The organism is Selenomonas ruminantium subsp. ruminantium ATCC 12561, assembly GCF_000424065.1.
Taxonomy (GTDB): Bacteria; Bacillota; Negativicutes; order Selenomonadales; family Selenomonadaceae; genus Selenomonas_A; species Selenomonas_A ruminantium.
The window spans coordinates 93,859-107,446 of the sequence record NZ_AUJE01000006.1; the positions used below are offsets into that span (position 1 = coordinate 93,859).

The following is a 13,588-nucleotide window of genomic DNA, read 5'->3' on the forward strand; positions in this document are numbered from 1 at the left end:
GGACCAGAGGTGAACAGTTCTTTTGCAGCAGGCATTAGAGAAAAAAATTATTTTTCAGGACAATCATGAAGCCTTCGCTCTTTTGGGCGAAGGCGATGAGTTTTTACAGGTGTTTCGCAGTGAATTCGACTGCCAGTTTATCAGCCGGGGCACGCAGATGGAAATCTTGGGCGAAGGTGCGCAGGTAGAGATGGCAGCCAAGGTGCTGGAGGAACTTTTGTACCTGCATCGTCAGGGCACGACCATCACCATGCATGAGGTGCGCTATGGTATTGGTCTTGTAAAGGGCGGCAAAGGGGAAGCCTTGCATACCCTGTTTGGCGATACGATTCTCGTCACGGCGCGGGGACGTCATGTGCGTCCCAAGACCTTGGGGCAGCGGCGTTATTTGGACACGATTCGTCATAATTCCATTACCTTCGGCATTGGTCCTGCCGGTACCGGCAAGACGTATTTGGCTGTGGTGATGGCGGTAGCTGCACTTAGAAATCGTGAAGTGCGCAAGATTATCCTGACGCGTCCAGCGGTGGAAGCCGGAGAACGATTGGGCTTTTTGCCCGGTGATCTGCAGGATAAGGTTGACCCCTACCTGCGGCCCCTCTATGATGCCCTGCAGGATATCTTGGGTCAGGATACCTATACCAAATTCATGGCCAAGGGCTTTATCGAGATTGCGCCGCTGGCGTACATGCGTGGGCGGACGTTGGAAGATGCCTTTATTATTTTGGACGAAGCACAGAATACCACGGACAAGCAGATGAAGATGTTTTTGACCCGTCTGGGCTTTGGTTCGCGTATGGTCGTAACCGGCGATTTGGGGCAGGTGGATTTGCCCCGCGGCGTGACCTCAGGTCTTAGGGAAGCGGCCAAGGTGCTGGAAGATGTCAAAGGTGTGGGGATTGTGCGTCTGGCACCGCTGGACGTAATTCGTCATGAAGTAGTCACCCGGATTGTCGAGGCTTATGGTGCTTACGAGGAAAAGCGCAAAGCCGAAAAAGAGAAAGCGAAGCAGGAAAAGTAACATGGAAATCATCATCAGCAATGAACCTGAGGAGCTCACCGTTCCGCAGGAATATATCGAGAATATCCGCACGGCCATTGAAACGGTGGGGCGGCTTTATGGCGTAGAGGACAGCGAAGTCAGCGTGACGCTCACCGATAATGAGCACATTCATGTGATTAACCGTGAGTACCGCGGCGTTGACCGCCCTACAGATGTCATCTCCTTTGCTTTCAACGAAAGTGAGGAGCCGGAAGTCGTGGGCGGAAGTTCCGTCAATATGCTTGGGGATTTGATTATCTCCCTGGAGCGGGCGGAAGAACAGGCTGCCGATTATGGTCATAGTGTACGCCGGGAAGTGGCGTTCCTGACGGTTCATGGCATGCTGCACCTTTTGGGCTATGACCATATGGAAGACGAAGAACGGGAAGAAATGGAAGCGGAACAGCGTTTCGTCATGGATAAATTAGGCATTAGCAGAGATTGAGGAAAGAGGCATATATGGAGCAGAAGATGAAATCCGGCTTTATCGCCGTTATTGGCAGACCGAATGTGGGAAAGTCCACGCTTATAAACACCCTGATTGGGCAGAAAATCGCCATCATGAGCGATAAGCCGCAGACGACCAGAAACCGTATCCTGTGCATTCTGACTCAGCCGGATGCTCAGATTGTCTTTTTGGACACGCCGGGCATTCATAAGCCCAAGCATAAACTCGGTGAGTATATGGTCAAGGCTGCCGAAGGCACCCTGCGGGAAGTGGACGCTATCTTCTTTGTGGTCGATGCTACGGAAAAGATGGGGCCGGGGGAACATTATATTTTAGAGCGCCTGCAGGCAACGAAACGGCCGGTAATTCTCGTCGTCAATAAGCTGGATCTGATTGAACGGGAGCAGGCCCTGCCCATCATCTCGAACTATACTTCCAAGTATGAGTTCGCCGGGGTGGTGCCCATTTCGGCTAAAGAAGAAATGAATCTGGACAGCCTGCTGACCGAAGCGAAAAAATATCTGCCGGAAGGGCCGCAGTATTATCCGGAGGATATGGTCACTGACCAGCCGGAACGTTTGATTGTGGCTGAACTTATCCGCGAAAAGGCCCTGCAGCTCACGCGTGATGAGATTCCGCACGCCATTGCCGTGGATGTGGATGAAATGACCACCCGTCCCAATGATGATGTCTATATCCGCGCGACCATCTATGTGGAACGCGATTCGCAGAAGGGCATTGTCATTGGTGCCAAGGGGGCTATGCTCAAGGAAATCGGCGCACTGGCCCGCACGGATATTCAGAATCTCTTAGGCTCCAAGGTATTCCTTGACCTTTGGGTTAAGGTCAAGAAGGATTGGCGTGACCGTGACGGTATCCTGCGCAATTTCGGCTTTGGTGATGAGCGATGAAGGAAAGCTTTTCCAAGCGCTTTTCACGCCGTTTTATCAACGGCCTGATTATTCTGGTGCCGCTGGCCATTACCATTTTTGTGGTGTTGGAGACGCTGCACTTTACCGAAGGGATTCTAGGCAAGCATCTGCCTTTTTATTTTCCCGGCATGGGGATTATCACCGTGTTACTGGTGATTTATCTGACGGGCTGGGCGTCCACCTATTGGGCAGCCCGCCGTCTGATTCATATTGGGGAGACACTGCTGGGCAAGATCCCGGTAATCAAGTTTATCTATAACAGCGTCAAGCACTTGTCCACGGCGGTATTTGAATCCAACAATATGTTTGACCATGTGGTGCTCGTGCCTTTTCATCAGTCACAGGCTTTGGGATTCATCATGGCGGATGTGCCTCAGACCTTGAAGGATAAGCTCGGTGATGATTACGTCTGTGTCTTTGTGCCCTGGAGTCTCAACATGACTTCAGGGACAAATCTATTTGTCAAAAAAAGCGATGTGACCTATTTGGATATCAGCAGTGAATCGGCCCTGCAGTACATGCTGACGGCAGGTGCTGTTATGCCTAAGCGCATCAGCGATACGCCGAAAGAAGAGGAGAAGAAGTAATGGCCAGTTATCAGACTGCCGCTGTTGTGCTCGGTTCCAAAAACTGGGGCGAAGCGGATAAGATGATGACCCTCTTTACCTATGACCGCGGCCTTGTAGAGGCCGCGGCTTTTGGCTGCCGCCGTCCGCGAAGTCCCTTGGCGGCTGGCATGCAGATGTTTTCAAGCATTGAGGTGCAGCTCTCCGAGGGTAAACGGGTGGATACGGTACGCCAGTGCACACTAAAGAAGCACTATAAAAAGCTTACCGAGGATTTGGAGGTCATGGCCTATGGCAGTTTTGTGGCCGAATTTTTGCGGGAGTTTTTACCCTTAGGGCAGCCTGAGCCGCAGATGTTTGCCCGCCTGCTCTATATCCTCGATTCCTTTGAAGTGCGCAATCCCCGCGTTACGGCCCTTATGGCGGTGATTCAGTTGCTCGAATTTACCGGCATGCAGCTCCATTTCGAGCATTGTCTGCATTGTGGGGCACCTGTGGACGGGGAGGCTTATTTAAGCTTTAATGCAGGCGGGGTTCTCTGCGCTGATTGCCGTGAACCAGGTGCAGAGCTTTTGCCGGATAGCTTGCGCAGGTTCATTCTTGAATTGCGGGATTATGACTGGGAAAATCCTCCGGAACTCAGGATAACAGGTGCGCAGCTGATGCAGGCGGAAAATCTTTTTTTGACGTATTTGCAGAATTTGTTGGGGAAGCCCTTGAAATCGCTGGCTTTTATTCAACAGTTGTAGGTTTATCAGGAGGTGTGACTTTTGGCTAAAATCCGTGATGTAGCGAAGGAAGCCGGGGTATCTGTAGGAACGGTTTCCATGGTGCTGAATCATGCGGACTACGGTTCACCGGCGATTCGGGAAAAGGTGCAGGCGGCAGTGAAGAAATTGCAGTATGTGCCTAGTGAGATGGCACGTAATTTGTCGCTTAAACGCACGATGACGGTGGGGATTATTGTACCTACTGTAGCCCATCCGTTCTTTGCTGAACTGGTGGAGGCATTAGAGGAATCCCTATATCATTTGGGCTACAAGACCATGCTTTGCTGTACGCGGCAAAAGGAAAATGCGGAACATGTATTTATTGATATGCTGCAGCGGCAGAATATGGATGGCATTATCATGGGGGCGCATTCGCTGGATACGTCCATCTATGAAGGGATAAAGCAGCCCATTATTGCTTTTGACCGTTACTTAAGTCCGGATATTCCCGTGGTACACGCTGACCATGTATTGGGGGGAAAACTGGCGGCACAAGCTTTTTTGCAGCATGACTGTCATCATATCGTGGAGATTTCCGGTTCGCAGAAGGTCAAGACACCGGCAGGGGAATACCATCAGGCCTTCAATGAAGTTATGCAGGCTCATGGGGTGCGCACGGATATTGTATCTCTGCCGTGGAATGCTTTTGGTTTCAAGGAATCGCTGGAACTGGCAGAGCAAATATTTGCCGATTACAGCGATGTGGACGGCATACTGGGGTCGGATATATCGGTGTCCAGTTGTCTGGAAGTGGCTGTGCGGCGTGGAATAAAGGTGCCGGAGCAGTTGAAATTAGTCGCTTATGATGGTACGTATATTACGCAGAACGGCATTTGCCGGCTTACGGCAGTGCGCCAGCCGATTTTGGCGTTAGCAGAAGCAGCTGCTAAAAAGATTGTTGCTATGATAAATGGCCAACAGGATAATCTGCCACTGGTGTTTCCGCCGTCATTGCTGCCTGGGGAAACCTGTTAGTATAGGCAGTCCAGCTGTTGAGAAACAGCGAAGATGTAGAATTGTCAGAATTAAATTATTAAAAAATATATTACAAACCCATTGACAATCGGCGCAAATAAGTCTAAAATACTTTTTGAACCGGTTCATTGAACCGGTTCAAAAAGAGAAAGCAAGATAATCTTGATGAAACAAGGGAGCGCATGTTTATGAAAAAGCCAATACCAATTACAAATCAGAGGTACCGTTTGGGATACCACTTAATGACTCCGGGTGGATGGATGAATGACCCGAATGGTTTTTCTTTTTTCAAAGGTTGGTATCATATATTTTATCAGTATTATCCGTATGAAGCCCAATGGGGGCCGATGCATTGGGGACATGCCCGCAGCCGTGATTTAATCCACTGGGAGACATTGCCTGTAGCATTGGAACCGGATGCGAATGAGAATGGCTGCTTCTCCGGCAGTGCTGTGGTTTATGATGATAAGTTATGGCTTATCTATACAGGCCATCATACGCCGAATGCTGTTGATCCGGAAGATTTCTATCAGGACCAGAGAGTTGCCTGGAGCGAGGATGGCATAAACTTCACGAAATATGGTGCTAATCCAGTATTGAAAACGCCGGCAGGCAATACCAAACACTTCCGTGACCCGAAGGTCTGGCAGGAAGGTGACACCTTCTACATGGTATTAGGAAGTCAGGATCTGGATGGTCTTGGCCGGGCACTGATTTACAGCTCCAAGGATTTACTACACTGGGAACTCACAACGGAATTGAGCAAGGCTAAGAGCAAGGAAACGGAAGGCTATATGTGGGAATGCCCTGATTTCTTCCATTTAGATGGCAAGGACATCCTGCTAATGTCTCCGCAAGGGCTGGAAGCCGACGGCGACCGCTTCCGTAATCTGAATCAGACGGGCTATCTGATGGGCAATGTTGTGGATAAGAAGCTGCAGCACGATGGCTTTGTGGAAATCGATAATGGTCATGATTTCTATGCAACGCAAACGATGTTGACGCCAGACGGGCGGCGCGTTATGATTGCATGGATGAACGCTTGGGATTCGCCCATGCCGGAAATTGAAGATGGCTGGGCCGGAGCCTTGACGCTGCCGCGTGAACTGTCGGTAAAAGATGGCCGGGTTCTGCAGAAACCAATCCGGGAACTTACGGGTCTGCGCCAGGAAGTGCTGCTTGATGGCGCGCTGGAAGTTGAACGTGATTACAAACTGGGCCATCTGGCAGAGCTGGAACTGACGTTCACGGAAAAGGCAGAAGGTGTATTGCTCCTGTTGACCGATGGCGATAAGAGCCTGCAGCTCAGTTTGGAGGCCGGCGGACGTTTCGTAATCAACCGCAACACGAAAGATGGCGAACGGGCAGCGGTATTACGCACCGGCGAACCGCTGAAACTGCAAATCTTCATCGACAGAAGTTCGGCAGAAATATTTGTTGCTGACGGAGAACTGACGTTTACCGAGCGCATCTACTGGGAAAATGATGTAAATTGCCGCTTGCTGACCAAGGCTGCTAATCAGGTTAAGGCTTGGCGGCTGGAGAGCGAATGTAATCAGTATTGATTGAAAGAAGCCTAAAGGGGACGATAATCATGCAGAACATTTTTACGAAAGCTTTACGGAATCCGTTTTATCGGACGGGTTCACTGGAAATTCTCTTATTCTTTGCCGGTTGGGGGATTTGGTGGTCCTTCTTCCAGATTTGGCTGACGACAAAACAGGGCTTTACGGGAGCCCAGGTCGGTACGATTTACACGTTTGGTTCGGCTGTAGCGTTAGTACTGATGTTTGTTTATGGTTCGCTGCAGGATAAGCTGGGGCTGAAAAAACACCTGCTGATTGCGATGGTTGCCTGCCAGGTCATGTTGGCACCGTTCTTTACCTGGGTATATGTGCCCATGCTGGAAAGCAATTTCTATGTCGGTGCCATGGTTGGTGCGGTGTATCTGGCCGTAGCATACCTCGCGGCCTGCCCGGTCTTTGAGGCCGTGACGGAACGACTCAGCCGCCGCTACAGCTTCGAGTATGGACAGGCCCGTGCCTGGGGTTCCTTTGGTTATGCAATGTCAGCTCTGGCCGCAGGTTTCCTCTTTACGATCAATCCATATCTGGTATTCTGGACTGGTTCGGCGGTATCGGCAGTCCTCTTGGCAGTGCTGCTGCTCATGAAGCCCGAAAACAAGGAAGCAAATATCGCTGCCTATGAGAACAGCGAGGAACGCGATAAGGCGGTAAAATCTCCCTCACTTAAGGAAATCATTCAGGTCTTCGGTATCTTTGATGTTTGGAAAATCATTATCTTTGTTATCCTGAGCTGGACGTTCTATACCGTATTTGACCAGCAGATGTTCCCTGAATTCTTCACGCGTTTCTTTGCTACCCCGGAAGAAGGTCAGCAGGCTTATGGTATCCTGAACTCTGTACAGGTATTTTTGGAATTCCTGATGATGGGACTGGTGCCGGTGCTGATGAAGAAAATCGGCGTGCGCAATGCATTGCTCTTGGGCTGCCTCATTATGATCTGCCGTATCGGCGGCTGCGGCTTGGCTTCGACTCCGCTGGGGATTGGTCTGATAAAACTTCTGCATGCTCCGGAAACGGCACTCTTTGTGCTGGCAATCTTCCGCTATTTCACTTTGCATTTTGATACCCGTGTATCTGCTACCCTCTATATGGTCGGCTTCCAAATTGCAGCATCTGTGGGCGGCATTATCTTCTCCGTACCGCTGGGCAGCCTGCGTGACAGCATTGGTTATCAGAGCACGTTCCTGACGATTGCCGGAATTGTCCTGGTGGCAACCGTATATGCCTTCTGTATTTTGAAAAAGGATGACCGCGATGTAGAAGGTCAGCCGTTGGAAGCGTAAATAATTGGTGATGAAGGAAGCGTTACTGAAATATGGAAAATCAGCAGCGCTTCCTTTTTTGGAGGGAGACAGCATAATGAAGAAGAAACTACTGATGGGCGGCTTGCTGCCGGCACTGGTAATGAGCACATGCGGCGTAGCCGGAGCACAGCCGGCAGCCATGGATACGCTGACGGCTATGGAACAGAATCCGGACGCGGGAAGTCAAATTAAAACTTCAACGGAACCGGTAACACAGGAATCTCTGCAGGAGATGCGCAGGCAGCTGGAGGAGCAGCTGAAGCAGGCGCAGGAACTGCAGAACAGACTGAATGCCCAGCTAAACAGTCTGGATCAACGGGTGAACAAGGTGGAGAAAAAGACCAATGACCCGCGGCTGAACCTCTATGGTTATGCACGGCTGAGATATAATAAGCATCAATTTGCTAACTATACGAAAAAAGCCGACCAGCAGCTGTATGTCAATTTCTACACGGATTATCATATCAATGACAAGTGGTCCATCAAAAGCGAGATGGAGATAAACAATAATGTCACAGATAATACAATTAACGGGGATTCGGATAGCTTAAAAGCCTGGCAGGCTTACGCTGAGGGACACTTTGGCGATGCTTCGGTGAAACTGGGCAAATTCTGGCTCGGTTCTCCCTATCTCATGACCATGGATGAAAAGGTGAACGGTTTCCAGGTGAACTGGGGAACACCGCTTAAGTGGGGCAGGGCGCAGTTAACCTTAAGTGCAGGCAATACCTTCACTAAGCAGGGAACTTTAGCCTATAAATCCGATGGTAATCTGCTTTCCTGGAATGATCCAGCCAATAGCAAGGATTTTCGCGTGGTATCCATGATGGGCACGATACCTGTAGCTAAAAATACAAATCTTGTATTCCATTATGGTGATACGAAGGATCGTAAGAACGACTATAGGATGAAGATGCGTTCAGTAGGCTTTGACACCAAGCTGAATCGTGACTTGAAGCTTTCAGCAGCTATAGCAAAGTCAGATGCAGACTTTGCCAATAAATCACATATGATTAAGCTCCAATATAAAGAGGCAAGGCCGGATATACCAGGTTCCTACGATATATATGTCAAAAAGTATCTGCAGCGGATACACACCGGTCTTGATAAACTGTTCTATGATGATATTGCCTATCCAACGGATATTACTTACGATGACGGCATGCCGGGAGGTTATTGGGACAATCGCGTCACTGAGTTTAATGGTCTGCGCGTAGGCGTCGACCTGGTACCGGTCAAGAATTCCAAATTGATGCTGAATTACACTTTTGGCGATATGGGGGGAACAATTCGTCCTGACGGAGACAAATATTCCTGGACCGGCAAGAAATATGACTATAGCTTCTTCCGCGCCGAGTGGCAGTTCTTCTTTTAAGTATGTCAGTGAAAGGATATGGTTTGGCAATGAAAAAGAAAAAAATCCTGGCTGCGGTATTGGCCGCAACCAGTATCTATTGGGGAGCAGGCACAGAGGATGCCAGCGCCTACCAGTCGATTTTCCCGAATACGGGCTACAGCTGGGTGGGAGATCCCATGCCCTTCTATGACGGTGAAAACTTCCGCATCTTTTATCTGGAGGATTTACGGGACGGCGATATGGGCTTCCATCCTTGGAGCCTCATGACCACCAAGGATTTCACGGACTATCACAATGACAGCCGTGTCATCCCCTATGTCAATGAGGAATTTGCCCCGGACGGAGCCTTGGGTACTGGCTCTGTGGTGCAGGATAAGGAGGGGCTCTACCATGCTTTCTACACCGGTTTTAACTGGCGCACCACCCCTAGAGAGCATATCATGCATGCCATCAGCCGGGATTTGGTCAGCTGGCAGAAAATACCGGAGGATTCCTTTCAGGGCAGTAAACCCTATATCTATGATGATACTTTTCGTGACCCCAATGTGTTCTACAATGAGGACTACGGTGAGTACTGGATGCTCATCACCACCCGCAGTCAGGCAGCCCGGGGGGTGATTGCCCTTTATACATCCAAGGATCTTAAAAAGTGGGAAAATCAGGGGGTACTCTTTGACAACGATATGGGCAGTGACTGCAATATGGAATGCCCAACCCTGGTGAAATACGGCGACTATTGGTACCTGACATTTTCTGACCAGTGGCCGAGTCGTGTGGTGCATTATCGTATGGCCAAGGATTCCAAGGGCCCCTTTGTGAAGCCTGAGCGCGATTCCTTCGATGCCAGCGGCTTCTATGCCGGCAAGCTGGCTGCGGGGGAAGGCAATCTTTATCTGACAGGGTGGACACCCACCAAGTGGGATAAGGATGACAGAAAGCCAACGGATTGGGCCGGCAATATGGTAACGCATCAGCTCAAACAGCGTGAGGATGGAACCCTATATCCGGTGCCCGTGACGAAGGTTACGGAGCGTTTGAATAAGAACGAAGTGTTAAAGCCAGTCACGCAGCGCGGTGATGTGACAGCTGAAGGACAGAATTATCATTTCGGCGGCAAAGGTTACGCCGATGTGGTAATGCCCAGACTAAATGGCATCAAGAAAATCACCGGGCATTTTACACCTGCCAACCAACAGGGAAAATTCGGTTTGATGTTTAATGTCGGCCCAAATCAGACGGGTTCGCTGAATTTGGTTTTTGACCAGGAAAAACAGCAGGTAGGTTTCTATAACACCGATACCGGCAGCATCAACAAGGCAAAACCGGAACTTTCCGTACCGGTCAGCTTCCAGCCGGGCGAAAGTTATGATTTTACCCTGCTCATCGATGGCACCGTAGCTGTGCTTTACATCAACGATCAAATGGCACTCAGCACGCGCATGTATGCTCTGCCCGAGCATCAATGGGGGATTTTCTCCAGCGATAGTGAGGTTTCCCTGACCAATCTGCAAAGCAATACCCTTTAATTGAAAAACACCTGAAGTCACCGTTTGCCCATGACTTCAGGTGTTTTTATTGTTTTGCCTGCAGGGCGGCAATCTTATGCCGCAGTTCGATTTCATTTAAGGCCATCAAAAATTCGATGCCGTAGATAATGAAACTGACGATAAATTTAAACCATACAAACAGGGCGAACAGACCAAAGAGCGAGCCGTAGGCGATGCCCATGCTGGGAATCAAGGTCATACACCAGCTGTAGATTCCGGTGGCGGCAAGCCATAAAAAGGTGACCAAAAGGGCTGTGATGAAGGCTTGCCGAAAGGGCGGAGTATAAGAATGCGGGGCGAAAATATAGAAAAAGGTAAGCCAGACAACCAGTACCACAAAGGGGAGGAATACGCGCAGGAAAAACCATAATCCGAGAAAGAAATTGGGAAAATGGAGACTGTCATTTAAGTAATTGACTAAAGAATTGCCGAAGACGGGCAGTCCCAGGGAGAGGAAAATCACGACCATAAGACCGAAGGTAAAGACAATGCCTTTAGCGTATACCAGAATATTATGACGGTCGTCCCGGGCCATGGCTTCGGTATGGGCATAGTCCAGACTATCGGTGGCTCTGGTCAGAATTACGAGTCCCTGGACGAAACTGTACAGGGAGAACAGGCCGGTCACCCACATCCACAAGGTGCTGCGGCTGCCCATAATGCGCGTGATATCGCCCATCAGGGGGCCTGCCATCCGTTCCGGCAGGTAATGGGCAGCCATTCCATAAAGGGCATCTACCTGCGGAGCCATGACGAAAAGCATCAGATTTACGGTAAAGACCAGAAAAGGCAGAAAGCCCAAAAGAAAATAGTAGGTGGTGCCTGAGGCCATATCAAACCAGCTGGAAATGCGGTGATAGTCTATGAAACGCTGGTAGAAGAAATAAATGGTCTCCCAAAGGGGCGTAAGCCTTTTCAGCAGGCCCTGAATCAGTTTATCCATAAAATCTCACCTTGCTTATGATTTTTCCAATAGTATACCATAAAGCAGCTTATTTGGGACCGGACTATAGTATTTTTCTTGATTTAGTAGAACATAGCATTGATAATCATCATTAACTGCTGGTATATATGAAAAAGTATTAGAAAAAATAGAAGGAATTTCTGACTCTGCGTAGAAGACTAATTTATTAAAAATACATGAGAAAAAATGTACAATGAAAGGGGAGAGTGTTTATGTTGGAATCAAAACAAGCTGGATTTTCGTTGATTTCGGTTCTGGTGGCAGTTGCCATCATCGGTGTTATGGCAGCCATTGCTGTTCCGAAGTTTACGGGAACGATCATGACGGCTAACACGGCGAAAATTCAAAGTGATTTAACTACTTTAGATGCGGCGATTGCCGTTTATGAACTGCAAAAGGGACATGAACCGGCAAATATTGAGGATTTAAAAGAGTATGTTCAGGATTTTGGCAGTTTGAAACCGCCTAAGGGAAAGTGCAAATTGAAAGATGGTTCAGAGGTTTCTTTTGATGGCAAGGAGTACAGCCTGCGCAAAAGCGATGCGAAGACTGGTGAAGGTGCACGGGCTGTTTGTGATAACCACACGGCAGGTGAGTTCGGATATGATAAGTAAACGATATGGGGAAGTTCCCACGCATTTTGACTGGGCCATGTGGCTGGATGTGCAGGGCATTTGGTGCGCTTTGATGCTGCCGATTATTTTGTGGGCGTGGTCATTGTCTTTGGGGGAATTTTGTTCGTTGCTGGTTATGGCAAGTGTGCTCGTGCTAATTGCGATTTATGATATCCTTTATGGATTGATTTATGACCAGCTGGTTTTGTCTTTGCTGTTGCTTAGCGTGATGCCTTTGTTTTTAGGGCATCTTGAGCCGGCAGATGCCTGTATTGGCGCTCTGCTGGGCAGCGGACTGTTAGGAGGTTTGCGTTATTTATCCCATGGTGGTCTGGGGCTGGGCGATGTAAAATTGGCTGTTCCGTTAGGTGCGTGGCTGGGCTGGGAGGACTTGCTGCTATGCCTGCTGTTGGCAGCTGTGATGGGACTGATTTACGGTGGCTGGCTGTATCTACGTCATCGTCTGCAGAGGCAGACACCCTTGCCCTTTGGCCCGTTTCTGGCTTGGGGGGCGCTGGCCGCCTTTGGCTGGGGAAATCCGATAAGGGCATGTGTGGAGGCCGGTTTATGCTGGTAAGGGAACGACAGGCAGGATTCATGCTGGGAGAAGTTTTGCTGGTTCTGGCGCTGCTGATGATTATCGGTGCTCATGCCGTGCCACAGGCGGCAAAATTCTTTCGGCAGACAGCGGTAGAATATGAAGCCGAAAAGTTGCTTTCGACGATCCGCTATTGTCAGAATCTGAGCCGGACTACAGCAGATAATGCCTGGGGATATGGTGCAAAGAATCCCAATAAGCGTGATATTTATTTGCAGTTATCTGCAGAGGGAAATCAAATTTTTGCAGGTGAGGGGGATATTATCGTCAGTCATAATTATCTGCCGCAGGTGAATGTGGTAAAAGTCTATCAGGAAAATGGTAAAAACCATTATGATGACCTGGTTAATTTGGCGTTTAATGCCAATGGGCAGCCCAAATCGCTGGGAAAAAATATGATGACGATTTTGATTTATTATCAGGGATATCCTGCTGAAGGGCAAAAAATCATGATTAGCAAAGGGGGACGAATTCGCATGGAGCGTGGTAATGATGAACCGTGATAAACAGGCAGGTTTTTTTCTATGGGAAACCATTTTGCTGAGTCTTTTTGTGCTGACTATGGCAGCGGCAGCAGGGCTTTATGTGCGGGTGGCACAGTTGCAGGGAGCAGCTGCGGCAGAAGTGCGTGCGGATTATTTGGCACGGGCACAGATTTCCTATTCACAGGCTGTGCTGGATAAAGACGGATATCTTCCCACGCAGATGGCTTATTGGGGCGATGCACAGGATTTGGTGCAAAATGATACGGAATATATGGTCAGCGGGGAGGCGGCAGCTGATGATAAGGGACTTTGGCAATTGCTGGTTACGGTTACCTGGGAGGCAAATGGCCGGACGGGGCGGCAGGAGTACAGACGCTGCCTGGCAAGACACAAATGAAGC

General features: G+C 49.3%; 15 protein-coding genes. 14 read left to right on the top strand and 1 reads right to left on the bottom strand.

From position 1 onward, the window contains the following. The first annotated feature begins 22 nt into the window (after positions 1–22). From G598_RS0104460 to G598_RS17065, 10 genes are all read left to right on the top strand, one after another. Positions 23–1,021, top strand: a complete 999-nt coding sequence (locus G598_RS0104460; protein WP_026765921.1) for a PhoH family protein — start codon at positions 23–25, stop codon at positions 1,019–1,021. A gap of 1 nt (position 1,022) precedes the next feature. Next, the gene (gene ybeY, locus G598_RS0104465; protein ID WP_026765922.1) at positions 1,023–1,487 is read left to right on the top strand and encodes an rRNA maturation RNase YbeY; all 465 of its coding nucleotides are present in this window, start codon (positions 1,023–1,025) and stop codon (positions 1,485–1,487) included. A 14-nt stretch (positions 1,488–1,501) separates the two neighbouring features. After that, the gene (era, locus tag G598_RS0104470; protein ID WP_014424115.1) at positions 1,502–2,401 is read left to right on the top strand and encodes a GTPase Era; all 900 of its coding nucleotides are present in this window, start codon (positions 1,502–1,504) and stop codon (positions 2,399–2,401) included. Next, positions 2,398–3,009: a DUF502 domain-containing protein gene (locus G598_RS0104475; RefSeq protein ID WP_026765923.1), complete on the top strand. Its 612-nt coding sequence runs from the start codon at positions 2,398–2,400 to the stop codon at positions 3,007–3,009. Before era ends, G598_RS0104475 begins: the two co-directional genes overlap by 4 nt. Continuing rightward, positions 3,009–3,737 (top strand): DNA repair protein RecO, encoded by a 729-nt coding sequence (gene recO, locus G598_RS0104480; protein WP_026765924.1) that lies wholly within the window; start codon positions 3,009–3,011, stop codon positions 3,735–3,737. Before G598_RS0104475 ends, recO begins: the two co-directional genes overlap by 1 nt. Before the next feature lie 21 nt (positions 3,738–3,758). Next, the gene (locus tag G598_RS0104485) at positions 3,759–4,733 is read left to right on the top strand and encodes a LacI family DNA-binding transcriptional regulator (RefSeq protein WP_026765925.1); all 975 of its coding nucleotides are present in this window, start codon (positions 3,759–3,761) and stop codon (positions 4,731–4,733) included. Between the two features lie 188 nt (positions 4,734–4,921). After that, complete coding sequence (locus G598_RS0104490) at positions 4,922–6,298, top strand: glycoside hydrolase family 32 protein (RefSeq protein ID WP_026765926.1); 1,377 nt, start codon at positions 4,922–4,924, stop codon at positions 6,296–6,298. A gap of 29 nt (positions 6,299–6,327) precedes the next feature. Beyond that, positions 6,328–7,602 (top strand): oligosaccharide MFS transporter, encoded by a 1,275-nt coding sequence (locus G598_RS0104495; protein ID WP_026765927.1) that lies wholly within the window; start codon positions 6,328–6,330, stop codon positions 7,600–7,602. Positions 7,603–7,678: 76 nt separating this feature from the next. Then, positions 7,679–8,998 (top strand): hypothetical protein, encoded by a 1,320-nt coding sequence (locus tag G598_RS0104500; RefSeq protein ID WP_080656944.1) that lies wholly within the window; start codon positions 7,679–7,681, stop codon positions 8,996–8,998. A 29-nt stretch (positions 8,999–9,027) separates the two neighbouring features. Then, complete coding sequence (locus G598_RS17065; protein WP_071837948.1) at positions 9,028–10,506, top strand: glycoside hydrolase family 32 protein; 1,479 nt, start codon at positions 9,028–9,030, stop codon at positions 10,504–10,506. 46 nt (positions 10,507–10,552) lie between these two features. Here the strand turns inward: G598_RS17065 and G598_RS0104510 are convergent, their stop codons facing one another. Then, positions 10,553–11,470 (bottom strand): YihY/virulence factor BrkB family protein, encoded by a 918-nt coding sequence (locus tag G598_RS0104510; protein ID WP_026765930.1) that lies wholly within the window; start codon positions 11,468–11,470, stop codon positions 10,553–10,555. A gap of 233 nt (positions 11,471–11,703) precedes the next feature. Between G598_RS0104510 and G598_RS0104515 the strand changes: the two genes are divergently transcribed. Genes G598_RS0104515 through G598_RS0104530 form a run of 4 tightly spaced genes read left to right on the top strand, consistent with a single transcriptional unit; the run spans position 11,704 to position 13,585 of the window. Further along, entirely contained in the window at positions 11,704–12,105 is a 402-nt protein-coding gene (locus tag G598_RS0104515) for a competence type IV pilus major pilin ComGC (RefSeq protein ID WP_026765931.1), read from the top strand. Then, entirely contained in the window at positions 12,095–12,682 is a 588-nt protein-coding gene (locus tag G598_RS17070) for a prepilin peptidase (RefSeq protein ID WP_051179939.1), read from the top strand. Before G598_RS0104515 ends, G598_RS17070 begins: the two co-directional genes overlap by 11 nt. Continuing rightward, complete coding sequence (locus G598_RS0104525; protein WP_026765932.1) at positions 12,673–13,206, top strand: hypothetical protein; 534 nt, start codon at positions 12,673–12,675, stop codon at positions 13,204–13,206. Before G598_RS17070 ends, G598_RS0104525 begins: the two co-directional genes overlap by 10 nt. Continuing rightward, a complete protein-coding gene (locus G598_RS0104530) occupies positions 13,193–13,585 on the top strand; it encodes a hypothetical protein (RefSeq protein WP_026765933.1) in 393 nt (130 codons plus the stop codon). The genes G598_RS0104525 and G598_RS0104530 overlap by 14 nt, the downstream gene beginning before the upstream one ends. Positions 13,586–13,588 lie beyond the last annotated feature (3 nt).

Excerpts from the sequence above, each read along its gene's own strand:
- G598_RS0104500 (WP_080656944.1), top strand. The coding sequence starts at position 7,679 with ATGAAGAAGAAACTACTGATGGGCGGCTTGCTGCCGGCACTGGTAATG.
- recO (WP_026765924.1), top strand. The coding sequence starts at position 3,009 with ATGGCCAGTTATCAGACTGCCGCTGTTGTGCTCGGTTCCAAAAACTGG.
- G598_RS0104490 (WP_026765926.1), top strand. The coding sequence starts at position 4,922 with ATGAAAAAGCCAATACCAATTACAAATCAGAGGTACCGTTTGGGATAC.
- G598_RS17070 (WP_051179939.1), top strand. The coding sequence starts at position 12,095 with ATGATAAGTAAACGATATGGGGAAGTTCCCACGCATTTTGACTGGGCC.
- G598_RS0104495 (WP_026765927.1), top strand. The coding sequence starts at position 6,328 with ATGCAGAACATTTTTACGAAAGCTTTACGGAATCCGTTTTATCGGACG.
- G598_RS0104515 (WP_026765931.1), top strand. The coding sequence starts at position 11,704 with ATGTTGGAATCAAAACAAGCTGGATTTTCGTTGATTTCGGTTCTGGTG.
- G598_RS17065 (WP_071837948.1), top strand. The coding sequence starts at position 9,028 with ATGAAAAAGAAAAAAATCCTGGCTGCGGTATTGGCCGCAACCAGTATC.
- G598_RS0104525 (WP_026765932.1), top strand. The coding sequence starts at position 12,673 with ATGCTGGTAAGGGAACGACAGGCAGGATTCATGCTGGGAGAAGTTTTG.
- ybeY (WP_026765922.1), top strand. The coding sequence starts at position 1,023 with ATGGAAATCATCATCAGCAATGAACCTGAGGAGCTCACCGTTCCGCAG.
- G598_RS0104530 (WP_026765933.1), top strand. The coding sequence starts at position 13,193 with ATGATGAACCGTGATAAACAGGCAGGTTTTTTTCTATGGGAAACCATT.
- G598_RS0104475 (WP_026765923.1), top strand. The coding sequence starts at position 2,398 with ATGAAGGAAAGCTTTTCCAAGCGCTTTTCACGCCGTTTTATCAACGGC.
- G598_RS0104510 (WP_026765930.1), bottom strand. The coding sequence starts at position 11,470 with ATGGATAAACTGATTCAGGGCCTGCTGAAAAGGCTTACGCCCCTTTGG.
- era (WP_014424115.1), top strand. The coding sequence starts at position 1,502 with ATGGAGCAGAAGATGAAATCCGGCTTTATCGCCGTTATTGGCAGACCG.